This is a genomic window from Allobosea sp. RCC_152_1 (assembly GCF_041360765.1).
In the GTDB taxonomy this organism is placed as follows: Bacteria; Pseudomonadota; Alphaproteobacteria; order Rhizobiales; family Beijerinckiaceae; genus Allobosea; species Allobosea spartocytisi.
In genome coordinates, this window is sequence record NZ_JBFUPU010000006.1 from 335251 (window position 1) to 349679 (window position 14429).

Annotated in this window: 9 protein-coding genes and 1 pseudogene; 4 read left to right on the forward strand and 6 right to left on the reverse strand. The window is 62.7% G+C overall.

Annotation, left to right across the window (positions count from 1 at the left end; translation table 11 throughout):
• Positions 1–10: 10 nt before the first annotated feature.
• Genes glgB through AB6806_RS21050 form a run of 3 tightly spaced genes read right to left on the reverse strand, consistent with a single transcriptional unit; the run spans position 11 to position 8458 of the window.
• Entirely contained in the window at positions 11–2206 is a 2196-nt protein-coding gene (gene glgB, locus AB6806_RS21040) for a 1,4-alpha-glucan branching protein GlgB (RefSeq protein ID WP_370955481.1), read from the reverse strand.
• Positions 2199–5501, reverse strand: a complete 3303-nt coding sequence (gene treS, locus AB6806_RS21045; protein ID WP_370955533.1) for a maltose alpha-D-glucosyltransferase — start codon at positions 5499–5501, stop codon at positions 2199–2201. The genes glgB and treS overlap by 8 nt, the downstream gene beginning before the upstream one ends.
• Before the next feature lie 8 nt (positions 5502–5509).
• Positions 5510–8458: an alpha-1,4-glucan--maltose-1-phosphate maltosyltransferase gene (locus tag AB6806_RS21050; protein ID WP_370955482.1), complete on the reverse strand. Its 2949-nt coding sequence runs from the start codon at positions 8456–8458 to the stop codon at positions 5510–5512.
• A gap of 453 nt (positions 8459–8911) precedes the next feature.
• Here AB6806_RS21050 and AB6806_RS21055 point away from each other — a divergent pair, with 453 nt between their 5' ends.
• Positions 8912–9142 carry a winged helix-turn-helix transcriptional regulator gene (locus tag AB6806_RS21055; protein WP_370955483.1) on the forward strand — a complete coding sequence of 77 codons (231 nt, stop codon included), beginning with the start codon at positions 8912–8914 and terminating at the stop codon, positions 9140–9142.
• A 141-nt stretch (positions 9143–9283) separates the two neighbouring features.
• Here AB6806_RS21055 and AB6806_RS21060 read toward each other — a convergent pair whose 3' ends face one another.
• Positions 9284–10414 (reverse strand): alpha/beta fold hydrolase, encoded by a 1131-nt coding sequence (locus AB6806_RS21060; protein WP_370955534.1) that lies wholly within the window; start codon positions 10412–10414, stop codon positions 9284–9286.
• Between the two features lie 258 nt (positions 10415–10672).
• On the opposite strand from AB6806_RS21060, the gene AB6806_RS21065 reads away from it, so the two are divergent.
• Positions 10673–11281 (forward strand): TetR/AcrR family transcriptional regulator, encoded by a 609-nt coding sequence (locus AB6806_RS21065; RefSeq protein ID WP_370955484.1) that lies wholly within the window; start codon positions 10673–10675, stop codon positions 11279–11281.
• Positions 11282–11314: 33 nt separating this feature from the next.
• On the opposite strand, the gene AB6806_RS21070 is transcribed toward AB6806_RS21065, so the two are convergent.
• Positions 11315–12052 carry a LysR substrate-binding domain-containing protein gene (locus tag AB6806_RS21070; protein ID WP_370955535.1) on the reverse strand — a complete coding sequence of 246 codons (738 nt, stop codon included), beginning with the start codon at positions 12050–12052 and terminating at the stop codon, positions 11315–11317.
• A 6-nt stretch (positions 12053–12058) separates the two neighbouring features.
• Positions 12059–12241, reverse strand: a pseudogene (locus tag AB6806_RS21075) (LysR family transcriptional regulator); the annotation flags it as partial.
• Positions 12242–12376: 135 nt separating this feature from the next.
• Between AB6806_RS21075 and AB6806_RS21080 the strand changes: the two are divergent.
• Both AB6806_RS21080 and AB6806_RS21085 read left to right on the forward strand, forming a co-directional pair.
• Positions 12377–13561 (forward strand): MFS transporter, encoded by a 1185-nt coding sequence (locus AB6806_RS21080; protein ID WP_370955485.1) that lies wholly within the window; start codon positions 12377–12379, stop codon positions 13559–13561.
• 104 nt (positions 13562–13665) lie between these two features.
• Positions 13666–14427, forward strand: a complete 762-nt coding sequence (locus AB6806_RS21085) for an SDR family oxidoreductase (protein ID WP_370955486.1) — start codon at positions 13666–13668, stop codon at positions 14425–14427.
• The last annotated feature ends 2 nt before the right edge of the window (positions 14428–14429 follow it).

The window sequence follows — 14429 nt, forward strand, 5'->3', positions numbered from 1 at the left end:
AAGCGGTAAGTCACCCGCCCTCATTTTGAACGAGGACGAGTGCGGCCAGCGGCGGTAGGACGAGTTCGACTGACGCCACTTCGCCGCCGAACGGGATGTCCTGCGCATGGGCAGCGCCGCCATTCCCAAGTCCGGACCCGCCGTAGACGCCAGCATCGCTGTTGAGAACCTCCTTCCAACGACCGCCATGCGGTACGCCGATGCGATAATGCGGCCGGGGCAGGGGTGTCATGTTGATCGCGACGACGACCGGACGCCCGCCCGTCGCGTTGCGAACGAAGGCATAAACGCTGTTGTCAGAGTCGTCCTGAATCACCCACCGGAAGCCTGCCGGCTCCGCATCTGTTGCATGCAATGCCGGAAGCTCCTGATAAATGCGGTTGAGGTCCGCGACCAACGCCTGAACGCCGCGGTGGCGCGGATCGTTCAGAAGGTCCCAATCGATCTCGCTGTCGTGGTTCCATTCACGGCGCTGCGCGATCTCACCGCCCATAAACAGAAGCTTCTTGCCAGGGTGGGTCCACATGAACGCCAAATAGGCGCGAAGACCTGCGAATTTCTGCCAGTCGTCACCGGGCATCTTGCCTAGAAGCGAGCCCTTGCCGTGGACGACCTCGTCATGGGAGAGAGGCAGGATAAAGCGTTCGGAAAAGGCGTAAACAAGACCGAAGGTCATCTCGTGATGGTGATGACGCCGATGGATCGGGTCGCGCTCCAGATAGTGGAGCGTGTCGTGCATCCACCCCATATTCCATTTGAATGCGAAGCCAAGGCCGCCTTCGGAAATTGGCCGCGTCACGCCCGGCCAAGCGGTTGATTCCTCGGCAATGACGATCGCGCCGGGCTGGCGCTCCGCGATCACTGCGTTGAGATGGCGGAGGAAGTCGATCGCCTCGAGGTTCTCCCGGCCCCCGTATCTGTTCGGGATCCACTCGCCAGGCTGGCGGCTATAATCGCGATAGAGCATGGAGGCGACCGCATCGACGCGCAGACCGTCCACGTGGAAATGATCCAGCCAGTGCAAGGCGCTGGCGATCAGGAAATTCGCGACCTCGCGACGTCCGACATTGTAGATTAGCGTGTTCCAGTCTTTGTGGAGCCCCTCACGCGGGTCTTCATGTTCGTAGAGCGCGGTGCCGTCGAAGCGAGCAAGGCCGTGGGCGTCCGAAGGGAAGTGCGCCGGGACCCAGTCGACGATCACGCCGATTCCCTCGGCATGGCAGGCTTCGACGAAAATCGCGAAATCCTCCGGTTCGCCGAAGCGCCGTGTTGGTGCGAACTGCCCCAGCGGCTGGTAGCCCCAGGAGCCCGCGAAGGGGTGTTCGGCAACCGGAAGCAGTTCTACATGGGTGAAGCCCATCTCCCTGGCGTAGGGCACCAGCCTATTGGCCAAGCCGCGCCAATCCAACGTCTCGCCGTCGGCATCCCGGACCCAGGAACCGGCGTGGAGCTCGTAAATTGAAACGGGTGCCGACGCGGCCTGTCGCTCGCCGCGTCGCGCAATCCAGTCACCGTCGTTCCAAACATGCGATGGATTGCGCGGGACGACAGACGCCGTGCCGGGCGGCAATTCGGCTGCGCGCGCGACTGGGTCCGCCTTTTGGGGTAGCAAGCGGCCGTTCCGGTCAAGGAGCTCGTACTTGTAAAGCTCCCCGTGAGTGAGACGCGGCACGAACAGCTCCCAAACGCCGCTCGCGCCACGGCGGCGCATCATGTGCCGACGCCCGTCCCAGGCGTTGAAGTTCCCGACCACCGAAACGCGGCTGGCGTTGGGCGCCCAAACAGCAAAGCGGACGCCGGGCACGCCGTCGCGTTCGTCGAGATTCGCACCGAGCACGCGTGCCAGTTCGAAATGACGGCCCTCGCTGATGAGATGGAGATCGAGGTCGCCGAGGATGGGACCAAAACCGTACGAGTCTTCGGTGACCTGCTCGCCGCCCGGCCACGCGATCCTGAGCCGATACGGCCCCGCTTCAATGTCGCCGACAAACAGGCCGGCTGGTTCGACGGCGCGCAGCTGCATCATTCCCGCCCCGCTTTCGATTGCGACCGCGTTCGCACCGGGAACGAAGATCCGCAGGAAACGCCCCCGAGGGCCTTGATGGGGGCCGAGGATCGCGAAAGGATCCTGCAGACGCCCGGCTTCGAGTGCCGCCGCAGTCGCGCCGTCGAGAGGCGGGACGCGATCGACCGATGCATTATTCATCCTGTTTTCCTGTCGTCTTGGCCTGTGGCTTCAAAGTCTGGCGCGCTCGCAGGCGTTCGAGGAGGGCATTCAGCCCCGCAAGCGGAACAGCCAACCAATCAGGCCGGTTTCCGGCCTCGTAATTGATCTCGTAGGCTGCCTTCTCGATCATGAAGAGATCCAGCAGCTGGGACACGCTATCAGCCAGCGGACTGCCAGAAATCGCTTCGCGATAGCTTGCCAGCAGCGCCGCAGGCATTGCGTCGCGAAAGGCGGCCGACATCCTCTCGTACCGCTCTTCGTGCCCCGCAGCAAAGCCATGGCGTCGCGCAGCAGCCAACGCGTAATCGAGCGATCGCAGGATGCCGGCCACGTCTCGCCAGCCGCTATCCTTGGCCCGTCGTTCGGAGAGCGGCTGCGCCGGTTCACCCTCGAAATCGATGATCATCACATCGCCGCTCGCGACCAGAACCTGGCCGAGATGGAAATCACCGTGGACGCGATGGAGCAGCGCATTCTCGCCGGCCTGGCACGACCTCTCGACAAAGCTGATAAGGTCGTCTCGGGCTCCCAGAACGAGCTCCGCTAAAGCGCGATCCGCCTCTGGCAGCGAGTCGCGGCGAACGGCGAGGTTGTCGCAAGCCGCTTCCACGCGGCCGCACACGCGATCCCGCCAGCGCGCGACTTGGCCGGCATCGGCATAAACCGGTCTGAAGGCCTCATCCTCGCTCGGCCGCGACAGGACGACATGCATTTCGCCCAGGCGACGTCCCAACGTTCGCGCGAAGGCCTCGTACGGGGCAAGGAGTTCTCCAAGCTCGGCGTCCTGGCGGGACATTTCGTCCAGGACGCGATGGATCAACGCCGCTGTCCAATCCCAGGCGTCACCCTCGCCAGGGATGTAGGCCTGCACCACGACCATCGATTCCTCTCCGCCCTCCGATGGGCGATGCAAGACTTCGCCGAGCAACGTCGGCGCGTTCGCGAACCCCCGCTCCGTCAACGCGCGCGACATCTCTGCCTCGGGATGTCGGCCCGGCGCCAGTCGGCGAAACAGCTTCAGGATCAGCTTGTGATCGATAATAACCGACGAGTTGGATTGCTCGGCGGAAAGCCAGCGGATCGGATCCTCAGGCGACAGGGTGACCTCGTCGAAGGCGTCCGTTGGGCGAAAGACGATCTCGCCCGCGCTTGTTCTCACCCGCGAGCCCAATTTCAGCAGCGAAAGCAGCTCCTGAATGAAGCTTGGGAGGGTGAACGCGTCCGTGACGAAACCGGTGCGGCGGCCGCGCCGGACGCGCGCTAGGGCTAATTGCTGTGGCAGCGCGCTCGTGACCTCATCGTCCCAGCCGATGCCGATCGGAAGCAGATAGCGCTCGCTGCCGTTCCCGAGCCAGGCTTCTATCGCAACGAGCGCAACCTCGCGCCCCGCACCGATTCGAGCTGTGTAGGCAATGGAAGCGCCTTCTAGCGTTTGGTCCTTGGCCGCAAACCAGCGACGCTTGACCAGATAAGCCGGCAGAATGTTCTTCTCGAACTCCCTCCGGTACTGCGGGGTAACCATCTCGTCTGGCCCCCCGCGCAACACGAACGTCAAATAATCCGGCATAGGTTCCGGAGCCTGGGTGTGCCAGGAGGGAGCCTGCGCGTCCTTAGCCAGCACGAACCAGTAGAAGCCGTAGGGTGGCAGGGTCAGCAGATAGGTCAGCTGGCCGATGGCAGGGAAAACCGAGTTGCCGAGCATCTCGACTGGGTAACGACCGGCGAACTCCGCGAGGTCGAGTTCGAATGCCTGCGCCGAACGCGAAAGATTCGCTACGCACAGAATGGTCTCGCCATCGTATTCGCGCAGATAAGCGAAGGCCTTACGGTTTTTCGGATAGAGAAAGCGTAGCGTTCCGCGCCCGAAGGCCTTGTGCTCTTTGCGGACGGCAAGGATACGCCGAGTCCAGTTGAGGAGGGAATGAACGTCGCGCGTCTGAGCCTCGACGTTGACAGCATCGAAGCCGTATAGTGGATCCATGATGGGAGGCAGGACGAGGCTTGCAGGATCGGCTTTCGAAAAGCCGCCGTTGCGATCGGGCGACCACTGCATTGGCGTGCGGACGCCGTCCCGATCTCCCAGAAAGATGTTGTCGCCCATGCCGAGTTCGTCGCCGTAGTAGATGACTGGCGTGCCGGGCATCGAGAGAAGCAAGCTGTTCATCAGCTCGATACGGCGGCGGTCACGTTCCAGCAACGGCGTTAGCCTGCGGCGGATGCCGAGGTTGATCCGGGCGCGCCGGTCGGTCGCGTAAGTGTTCCAAAGGTAGTCACGCTCCTTGTCCGTGACCATCTCAAGCGTCAGCTCATCATGGTTGCGCAGGAAGATCGCCCACTGACAGCTATCCGGGATGTCCGGCGTTTGGCGCATGATGTCGGTGATGGGGAAACGATCCTCCTGCGCGATAGCCATGTACATCCGCGGCATCAGGGGAAAGTGGAACGCCATATGGCATTCGTCGCCATTGCCGAAGTAGGCCTGGGTGTCCTCGGGCCACATGTTTGCTTCGGCGAGCAGCATCCTGTTGGGATAGGTCCGGTCGAGCTCGGCACGGATTTTCTTCAGGACCTCGTGGGTCTCAGGCAGGTTCTCGTTCGACGTGCCGTCTCGCTCAATCAGGTAGGGTATCGCGTCGAGACGCAACCCGTCGACACCCATGTCAAGCCAGAAGCGCATGACACCCAAAACGGCCTTTAATACCGCTGGATTGTCGAAGTTGAGATCCGGCTGGTGGGAATAGAAGCGATGCCAATAATACGCGCCGGCCGTGGCATCCCAGGTCCAGTTCGAGCGTTCGGTATCGAGGAAAATGATGCGTGTGCCGGAATACAGCTGGTCGCTGTCCGACCAGACGTAGAAATTGCGATGAGCTGATCCGGGCTTGGCCAGTCGTGCCCGCTGGAACCATGGATGTTGGTCGGACGTGTGGTTGATGACGAGTTCCGTGACGACCCTCAGGCCGCGATCATGGGCGGCCTTGATGAAACGTTTAACGTCACCGACCGTGCCGTAGTCGGGGTGCACGGCCTTGTAGGCTGAGATATCGTAGCCGTCGTCAAGACGTGGCGAGGGGTAGAACGGAAGCAGCCACACGACGTTAACCCCGAGGCCGACGATATAGTCCAGCTTCGAGAGCAGGCCCGGGAAGTCTCCGATGCCATCTCCGTTCGCGTCGAAGAACGACTTCACATGGAGCTGGTAGATGATGGCATCCTTATACCAGTGCCGATCCCGATCATGCGCAGAGAATTCGGTCTGCTGTTCCGAAGGCATGGGCGCATTCACTGGCGATCTCCTCCGAACGGCGTGATGCGCCAGATCGCGAACGGCAGAGCATGCGGATCCAGATGAATCTGTTGCGTCTTGCCATGCCAGGCGAAAGAGTGTCCGTGCATCAGATCCTGCACCGATAGCGAGGCGTGATCCGGGAGGCCAAATTCCCAAAGCGGAACCTCGATCTGCGTCGATCGGGCGCTGTGCGGATTGAGGTTAACTGCGACGAGAATGATCTCGTCGGCATCCCCGGCTCGTTTGCCGAAGTACAGGATGTCGTCGCTAAAGGCGTTATAGAAGGTTAGGCCAAGGTGGCTGTGCAGGGCAGGGTGGTTGCGCCTGATCCGGTTAAGGGAAGTAATTTCCAGGACGATGTTGCCAGGGCTTTGCCAGTCGCGCGGCTTAATCTCGTATTTCTCGCTGTCGAGATATTCTTCCTTGCCGGGGATCGCTGCGCTTTCACAAAGTTCGAAGCCCGAATAGACGCCCCAAAGACCGGAAAGGGTCGCCGCCAGCGCGGCGCGGATCAAAAAGCCGGGCCGTCCCGAGCTTTGCAAGAAAACCGGGTTGATGTCGGGCGTGTTGACGAAGAAATGCGGGCGATAAACGTCCCGGGCTGGCGCCTCGTTGAGCTCGGTGAGATACTGCGTAAGCTCGGCCTTCGTGTTGCGCCAGGTGAAGTACGTGTATGACTGGGAAAATCCCACCTTGCCCAAGCGATACATGACTTTGGGTCGGGTAAAGGCCTCAGCAAGGAAGAGGACGCGTGGGTCGCGTGACCGGATGTCGGCGATCAACCACTCCCAAAAGGGGAAGGGCTTGGTATGCGGGTTGTCAACGCGAAAGATGCGTACGCCCCGATTGACCCAGAATTGGACCGAATTGCGCAGGGCCAACCAAAGATCGGGAATTGCACCGGGCGCATAAAAGTCGACGTTGACGATGTCCTGATATTTTTTTGGCGGGTTCTCTGCATACCGCATCGAGCCGTCAGGCCGCCAACTGAACCAATCCGGATGGTCTCGCAGCCATGGATGGTCGGGCGAGCACTGAATGGCGAAATCAAGCGCGATCTCCAGGCCGTGACGACCTGCTTCCCCGACGAGCCGTTCGAAGTCATCGAGAGTACCAAGACGCGGGTGGATGGCATCATGACCCCCTTCCTCCGACCCGATCGCATAAGGGCTGCCGGGATCATCTGGACCTGGCGTCAGCGTATTGTTGCGACCCTTCCGGTTCGTGCGCCCGATCGGGTGGATCGGAGGGAAGTAGAGTACGTCGAAGCCCATGTCCCGGATGGATGACAGCCGGCTGATGACGTCCCGGAACGTTCCGTGGCGGCTGGGGCTGTCTGTTATCGACCGGGGGAACAGTTCATACCAACTCGCGAAGACTGCCGCTTCCCGATCCGCTTCGATCTCGTAGCTGCGATCACGTCCCGTTGCATGGGGCCTCGGATCTGCTGCGGACATCCCCGCGGCCAACTTCAGCGACAACAGGACATCGCAGCATTCATCCTGGTCGGCCGATAGTCGGCCAAGATGCGCTTCGATCACCGGCCGCGCTTCGGCGTCGGCCAACGAGGCGAACTTTTCGAGCAGCAAACGGCCTTCCTGGATCTCCAATGTGAGGTCCAGGCCCGCTTCGCGCTTCTTCGCGAAGTCGCGTCGAAAGGTTCCGAATTCGCTCCACCATGCTTCGATCGCGAACACGTGTCGGCCTGTCTCCAAGATCGGAAAAGTCGCCTGCCACCGATCGTTTGATAGGTGCTGCATGGTCTTACGGCTCCATTCCGAGTCCTGTGAAGGTCGCCAGAGAAGCTCGACCTCGATAACGTCATGCCCGTCGCCGAATATGTCGGCCGACACCGTCACCTGATCGCCGGCGACACGCTTCACTGGAAACCGGCCGTTATCCACGACCGGGCTCACGTTTTCGATCGCAATGCGGCTGGCGGCGAGTTCCTCACGATCCCCGAGGGGCACTTGGCGCTCTCTCGCACCCATTCGATCGGTGCTCAGGATAATGACGCGGCCCGATCCAGGCGGGATCGGCGTCGTTTCCAGACCGCTTGGGAACACGGCCGCGAGCCTGGCAGCGTATTCAGACGATTGGATCGCGGTGTATTCGACAGGATTGCGGTTGATCTCAACAAGATGCGCGGCGTCCCGTCCGAACTGGCGCAGCATTACGGTGGATCTAGCATCCAGCGCGAGCGGGCGCATCGAAGGCCACCCAGCCCGGCGACTGCCCAACGCCTCGGCTTGCTCATTTACGGTGCGAATTGACGATTGCAAATTCCACGGCTGAGCTTGCGCGGCCAAGTAGTCCTCCCGCCTCGCGGAGACGAAGGGAGTATCCATGCCGTATTCGTAGCCCATTGGAAGGAGCCACCCGTCGGCGAGCAAAGCCGCATCTGCGATCCGCACCGTACCGTCTCTAGCGCCGTCCACCGCTGCGCGCGCAGGCAGCCGGTTTGCGAAAGGGTTCGCTGGGAACCCGATCAAACGCCCCTCGGGTGCGATTGCATTGTATTCGTCGACGAGCCAGGTCTCGACCCCTGTCCACCAAGCTACCGAGGAGGGCACGAAACCGAAGACCCGACCCGCTTCGGCTTTTTCCTCCCAAGACGCATTCAGTAACCAGCCGAACGACTGGAACTGAGGGTCGTTGGCGCGCGCCGATTTAATGATCTCGTCCCAGACCTTTAGCGGGACGGCCGAGGCGTTGTGGCAGCGCACTCCCGAAATCCCGAAAGACTGCCAGCGCTGCAGAGCCTCTTGCCAAAAGGGCACAAAACCCGGGTCCTCTGTCGCCGCGAAGAGCGAGCCGGACGCCACGATCTTCCGCGGGTCGAGGAACCGCTGCACGGCCGGACGATACATGGCGGCCGATTGTGAGACGAGTTCCCCCCGAGCAGCGATCCGGTCCACCGACAGGTCGAGCCAGAAATCCATTGATCTCGCGGAGCATGCCTCCGCTAGCGAGAGCAATGCTCCGTTGATCTCCATACCGCCGGCCCGATCGAACCGCCGAGTTCCGAAAAGATCGGTGGCGGAGCCGAATGGCCACCCCAACAGCAAATGCGTAAAACCGAGTGCGGAAGCTCGAATCGCGGCCGCAGGCCATGAGTGGGCCTCCTCCAGCCAAGGATGTAGATAATAAATCCGTGGGGGGAGCGAAGGGTCGAGGGAACGGTGCGGATCCGTATCGATCGATGCACCGATTTCCATGGCAGCTGTCCCTCGAACGTTCAGATGGGTTCGTTGGAACAACGGGCGCCGAACGGTGGGGTTCCTCGATCAAATCGGGCTTCGCCGGCATGGAGGGGGAGAAGCCACGCGGCAGCTCTTGGCAGCTCATTCAATTGGTGCTGGAACACGTCTCCTTGCCTCTCCGGACACCGCGAAGTGGGCGAAATCGGCCAGAAGGTGCTTGCCTCCACTTTGCGCGATCTGGAGGAGAACGGGCTCGTCTCGCGGACGGTGACGCCCGTCAACCCGCCCCAGGTCGAATATGCGCTCACCGATCTCGGCCGCGATTTCCTGCGTCCGATCCGGGGGCTTGCAGAGCGGGTGCTTGATAACGCCGCCCTTATCGAGGCGGCTCGCGCAGAGTATGCCGCCCGCGCATCAACCTGAACGACGCGGGTAGCCTGCGGGCGCCCCGGCAAGGCGGCTGATCGACAATGGCTCGGCCGGGTTCGGCACAGACTAGCTGGCGATCGGCGGGGGATCGGGGCGTGCAAATATCGCCAAGAGCGGCGACCGGCATTCTCCGACCTAGGGGTTGGTGTGATCCGCCCCACCAGCCTCCTTGATGAAGGCGAGCAGGAGCCTGCCAAGCCGGTCCGGCTGCTCCTGTTGGACCCAGTGACCGGCGCCGTCGATGAGCTCGACGCCCGCCACCCGCGTCGCCGCCTTCGTCGTCATGAGCTCGAGCGCGCCCGGTGCCGCATAGGTGCCCCAATCGCTCTTCCCGCCGACAAAGAGCGACGGGACGTCGATCGTCCTGCCCGAAAACAGGCGCAGCTCGGCGTTCAGCTCAGGATCGGAAAAGACGCGATAAGCCTGCAGGGCGCCCTGGAATCCGGTCCGGTCATACTCCTCCACGTACACGCCAAGTTCCGGCTCGGTGAGCCATTTGCAGGCTGCGATCTCGGCGGCGGAAGGATGGAACGGGCCGACGGTCTGCGACATCGTCTTGCCGAGCTCCATGACGTAGTAGGTGGGCATCTGTGCAAATTCTGTAGCGGTTCGCGCCTTCAACGGGTGCGGCTTGTTGCCCGGCCAGTCGCCGCTCTTGACGTAGAAGAAGGCGCGCAGGAACGCGTGCAGACCCTGAGGGGGATGCCACAGGTCATCGTTCGCCTCCCGGGTGCTCAAATATTGCTGATAGTATTCCCTCGGCGGGTCGAGCGCCGCCAGCGCGGCTGCCAACTTCTGGCTGTCGTTGTTCGGCTGAGCCGGCGCTGTTTCGCTGTCCGCGGTGTTGAACGGAAATGCCGGCGGACCGGGGAAGGGTGCGCTCATCAGCACCACCGAGGGGAACACGTCGGGTCGGGCGAGTGCGCAATAGGCCGCTACGGGTGAGCCGAAGTCGTGCCCGACGAGCATCGTCGTGCGCCGATAACCCAGCGCCGAAACCAGTCCGAGGGCGTCGCGCGTCATATTCAACAGGCGGAAGGGCGCGAGCGGGACGTCATAGCCGTTCACCCAACCGGTGGTGCGGCCAAAACCCCGCTGGTCGGGTGCGACGACGTGATATCCGGCGTCCGCCAGGATCGGGATCAGGTGCCGCCAGCCATAGGCCAGATCCGGGAAGCCGTGCAGAAGCAGCGCGAGCGGCCGGCCGGGGCTCTTGTAACCGGCCTCGAGAATGTGGACGTCGAGGCCGTTGACCCCGTGGATCATGCGCGAGCGGACCCCGTTGGGAAGCATTCCTCCGCCATATGGTGTTGTGGTCAAATCAGTTCCTCCCATGGGGTTCGCGCGGGCCGGTCGAAGTGAAGCCGCGATCGCGCCGACTGCGCCCATCGCCAGCACGGCCCGCCGCGACATCGACAGCTTGAAACTAACGGGATCAGTCATGCGCGGACCTCAATCTATGGCGATCACCATAGTATGGCGGTCGCCATAGCGGCGTCAAGCCGGCCGTGTTACATTCACGGCATGCCACGTAAGACCGACGCCCGCTCCAGCGCGATTGCCACGGCCCAACGCCTGTTTCGCATCCAAGGCTACACCGCGACTGGATTGACCCAGATCCTTGAAGAAAGCGGCGCGCCCAAAGGGTCGTTCTACTTCCACTTTCCGCGTGGCAAGGCACAGCTCGCCGAAGAAGCGATCGATCATTACATTGCTGCTAGACTCGCCGTGTTGCGGAATATCTCGGCGGCCACATCGAGTGACGCTCTGACTTTTGTTCGTCAGATTTTCCGTGCATTCGCCGACGAAATGGTCGCTTCCGATTTCCAGTATGGATGTCTCATGCAGAATCTGGCGAATGAGCTGCCCGCGCTCGACGCTGAGCTGACGGAACGGGTCGCACGCGGATTTGCTGCTTCGACCGAGATCATCGTGGAGCATTTCAAGGGGTGCGGTTTCACGTCCGCACGCGCATCCGCTTGCGCAGCCGCGTTGGTAGCGGCCCTCGAAGGCGCGCGAACGATCGCCCGCCTGGAGCGCACGCCGGCTGTATTCGAGGCGCTGGCGGAGGTCAGCATCCAGGGATGGGCGTCATCCGAGGATCGAGCCGTCGCGGGCACATTGGCGCGTTGACGGATAGCTGCAATTTCGGCGGTGGCTCAATCCTTATGCCGCATGTGCCGGTGCTGACGTCGCGTAGGCACTTGAACCGGCTTCTGCGACAAGCCAGTCGACGAAGCCTGTTACTAAGCTTCCGGCATCGGCGTGACGTGGGATGACCGCGACATAGCCGGTTCGCGGAACCCGGATATCCGGCAACGGTGTCATCAGTCTGCCATTGGCGACATCGATCTCCAACATCGGCAGCGGACCGATCCCAATGCCGAGCCCGTCCTCCACCGCCTGGCGCGCCACGTGGAAGTGATCGAAGATCTGGCGAGGGAGGCCGGCCAGGTGGTGGAGCCCTGCCGCTTCGAGCCAGTCCGTCCAATCGCCACCGCGCGTCTCGGCTGCAAACAGCGTATGTCCCTCGATGTCAGCCGGCTTCCGGATCGGGCGTTCGGCAAACAGTGCGGGGCTGATGATCAGCGTGTCGATATCGTCCAGCACGGGGACGACACGATGCTGAGGCCATGCATCCGCCCGGGCGGCGCCGCGCCGGATCGCCACATCGACGCCGCCGCGCAAGTCGTCGAGCACGCACGAAACCGTCGCCACCGCGACTTCGACATGCAGATGATCGGCGTGATAGCGATTGAGCCGCGGGATCAGCCAGCGCATCGCGAAGCTTGTCGGAGCGCTCACGCGCAGGATGCGGCGCGCGCCGGGCCGGCCGCAAGCCTCCGCCGCGAGCGCCAGGCGATCGAATGAAAGACCGACCTCCGCGGCGAAGATCTTCGCCATCGGCGTCGCCACCATGCGGCGGCCTTCTCTCGTAAAGAGCCGCTGCCCGAGCCAGCCTTCGAGCGCCGAAATCTGCCGGCTGACCGCGCCATGGGTGAGGCCGAGCTCGGCTCCGGCGTCGGCATAGCTCCCCGTCCGGGCAGCGACTTCGAAGATGCGCAGGGCGTTCAGAGGAGGAAGGCGTCGCATGTGGACCCGTGAGGAAAACGAACGATATCCGTGACTAGAGATAGTCTAGTCGATGAAAGCTCACATGTATACCTTGCAGTGGCTAATGAGGTCTCCTGAACGATGCGAATTGGGTATTCCGAAGATCCGTCGACAATGAACGAGAAAAGCGCACGGACGGTGCAAAGGCGCGGCCTTGTCGGCGCAAGTCTCACCCACGCGCTTCATGACGGCTATACCGACGCACTCTATGCCTTCCTGCCGATATGGCAGGCGCAGTTCGGTCTTTCCTATGCGGCGCTCGCCGTCGTTCGCGCCCTCTATTACGCCACGATGGGAGGCCTCCAGATCCCGGCCGACCATGCCCTTCGCGCGGTGTCGCCGCGTGCAGCGCTGATCCTGTCGACCATCCTCGCCTCGGCGGGCCTGGCGGTCATGGCGCTGCCGTTCGGCTTTGTGGGTCTTTGCGCGGGCCTCATCGTCGCCGGCATCGGATCGAGCATCCAGCATCCACGCGGCTCGATGCTCGTCACCGACAGCTATGGGAAGGCTGCGCGCGGACCGCTTGGCATCTACAATTTCGCGGGCGACCTCGGAAAAGCGGTATTGCCGGCGCTTGTCGCGGTGCTGCTGCCGATCCTCGCCTGGCGGCCGGTGCTCGGCATGATGGCGGTGCTTGGTGTCGTGATGTCGGTTGCGCTGGTGTCGCTGGCGCCGGCAGCGCGGGTAACCAGCATGGCCAAAGAAGAGACGGCTGCTGGCCGTGGCCGCGGCGGCTTTGGCATCCTGACCGTGATCGGCGCGCTCGATACGGCAACCCGCATGGGTTATCTGCTGTTTCTGCCCTTCCTCATCCACGGACAGGGTGGAGGCTCGCCAACGGTTGGGATCGCGCTCGCCCTGCTGTTCATCGGTGGCGCGCTTGGGAAGGCGACCTGCGGCTGGCTCGGGGAGCGGCTGGGTGTCGTCGGCAGCGTCATCGTGACCGAGGCCGCGACTTCCTTGCTGATCGTGGCGACGCTGTTCACGCCTCTCACATCAACGCTCATCCTGCTGCCGCTGCTTGGCATCGTGCTCAACGGCACGTCCTCCGTGCTCTACGGCACCGTGCCGGAGCTGTCAGACGGCGACACCGGCCGAGCCTTCGCAATCTTCTATACGAGCGTGATCGGCTCCGGTGGGATCGCGCCAATCCTTTACGGCGCGATTGCCGATCACAGCAGCAGAACGATCGGTGTGCTGGCCTCGGCGGCGACCGCCATCCTGATCATTCCGCTCGTCCTGACGCTGAGACCCCATCTGCGCGTCGCAACTGTGGGTTCGGGCGAGAGCTCCGCCTGATCTCACCACCGCAACCGGTGCGTTCGGCAGAGCTGCCCTGAGAGGCAGCATTCCGGCCGTGCCAGCCACAATCAATATCTCACAACACATGAAAGATTGGACAAATGGACACTGTCTCACAAGCGCCGGTCATCCTGATAACGGGGGGAAGTCGTGGCGTAGGCGCAGCGACCGCGCGGCTTGCCGCCGCGCAGGGTTACGATGTCGCGATCAGCTTCGTCTCCAATGAGGGGGCCGCCCTTGCGGTGGCGGCCGATGTGGAAGCGGCGGGGCGGCGGGCTTTGCCGGTGCGCGCCGACAGCGCGGACCCAGATGAGGTCGCCCAGCTATTCGCTGCGATCGATCGGAAATTTGGCCGGATCGATGTGCTGGTGAACAATGCCGCGATCATCGCGCAGCAGTCCCGGATAGAGGATCTCGCATTCGAGCGGATGCAGCGTATCTTCGCGATCAACGCGATCGGTCCCATCCTTTGTGCGCAGCAGGCGGTGAAGCGGATGTCGCATCGTCACAATGGGCGGGGCGGCGTGGTGATCAACATCTCGTCGGCATCGGCTCGCCTCGGCAGCCCCAACGAATATGTCGACTACGCCGCGTCGAAGGGCGCCCTCGAGACGTTCACCACTGGGCTTGCGAAAGAAGTCGCGCGGGATGGCATCCGCGTCTGCTGCATTCGTCCCGGGCACATCTACACCGAGATGCACGCCAGCGGCGGAGAGCCGGGACGGGTGGACCGCGTCAAGGAGTCGATCCCGATGGGACGAGGCGGTCAGCCCGAAGAGGTGGCGCGGGCGATCCTGTGGCTGGCAAGCGCCGAGGCGTCCTTCATCACCGGCACGTTCCTTGATGTCACTGGCGGCAAGTAAGC

What these genes read in the sequence shown, in the direction of transcription:
- AB6806_RS21065 (WP_370955484.1), top strand. Translation starts at nt 10,673, where the DNA reads ATGCCACGTAAGACCGACGCCCGCTCCAGCGCGATTGCCACGGCCCAA.
- AB6806_RS21060 (WP_370955534.1), bottom strand. Translation starts at nt 10,414, where the DNA reads ATGATCCACGGGGTCAACGGCCTCGACGTCCACATTCTCGAGGCCGGT.
- AB6806_RS21070 (WP_370955535.1), bottom strand. Translation starts at nt 12,052, where the DNA reads ATGGCGAAGATCTTCGCCGCGGAGGTCGGTCTTTCATTCGATCGCCTG.
- glgB (WP_370955481.1), bottom strand. Translation starts at nt 2,206, where the DNA reads ATGAATAATGCATCGGTCGATCGCGTCCCGCCTCTCGACGGCGCGACT.
- AB6806_RS21050 (WP_370955482.1), bottom strand. Translation starts at nt 8,458, where the DNA reads ATGGATTTCTGGCTCGACCTGTCGGTGGACCGGATCGCTGCTCGGGGG.
- AB6806_RS21085 (WP_370955486.1), top strand. Translation starts at nt 13,666, where the DNA reads ATGGACACTGTCTCACAAGCGCCGGTCATCCTGATAACGGGGGGAAGT.
- AB6806_RS21080 (WP_370955485.1), top strand. Translation starts at nt 12,377, where the DNA reads ATGAACGAGAAAAGCGCACGGACGGTGCAAAGGCGCGGCCTTGTCGGC.
- treS (WP_370955533.1), bottom strand. Translation starts at nt 5,501, where the DNA reads ATGCCTTCGGAACAGCAGACCGAATTCTCTGCGCATGATCGGGATCGG.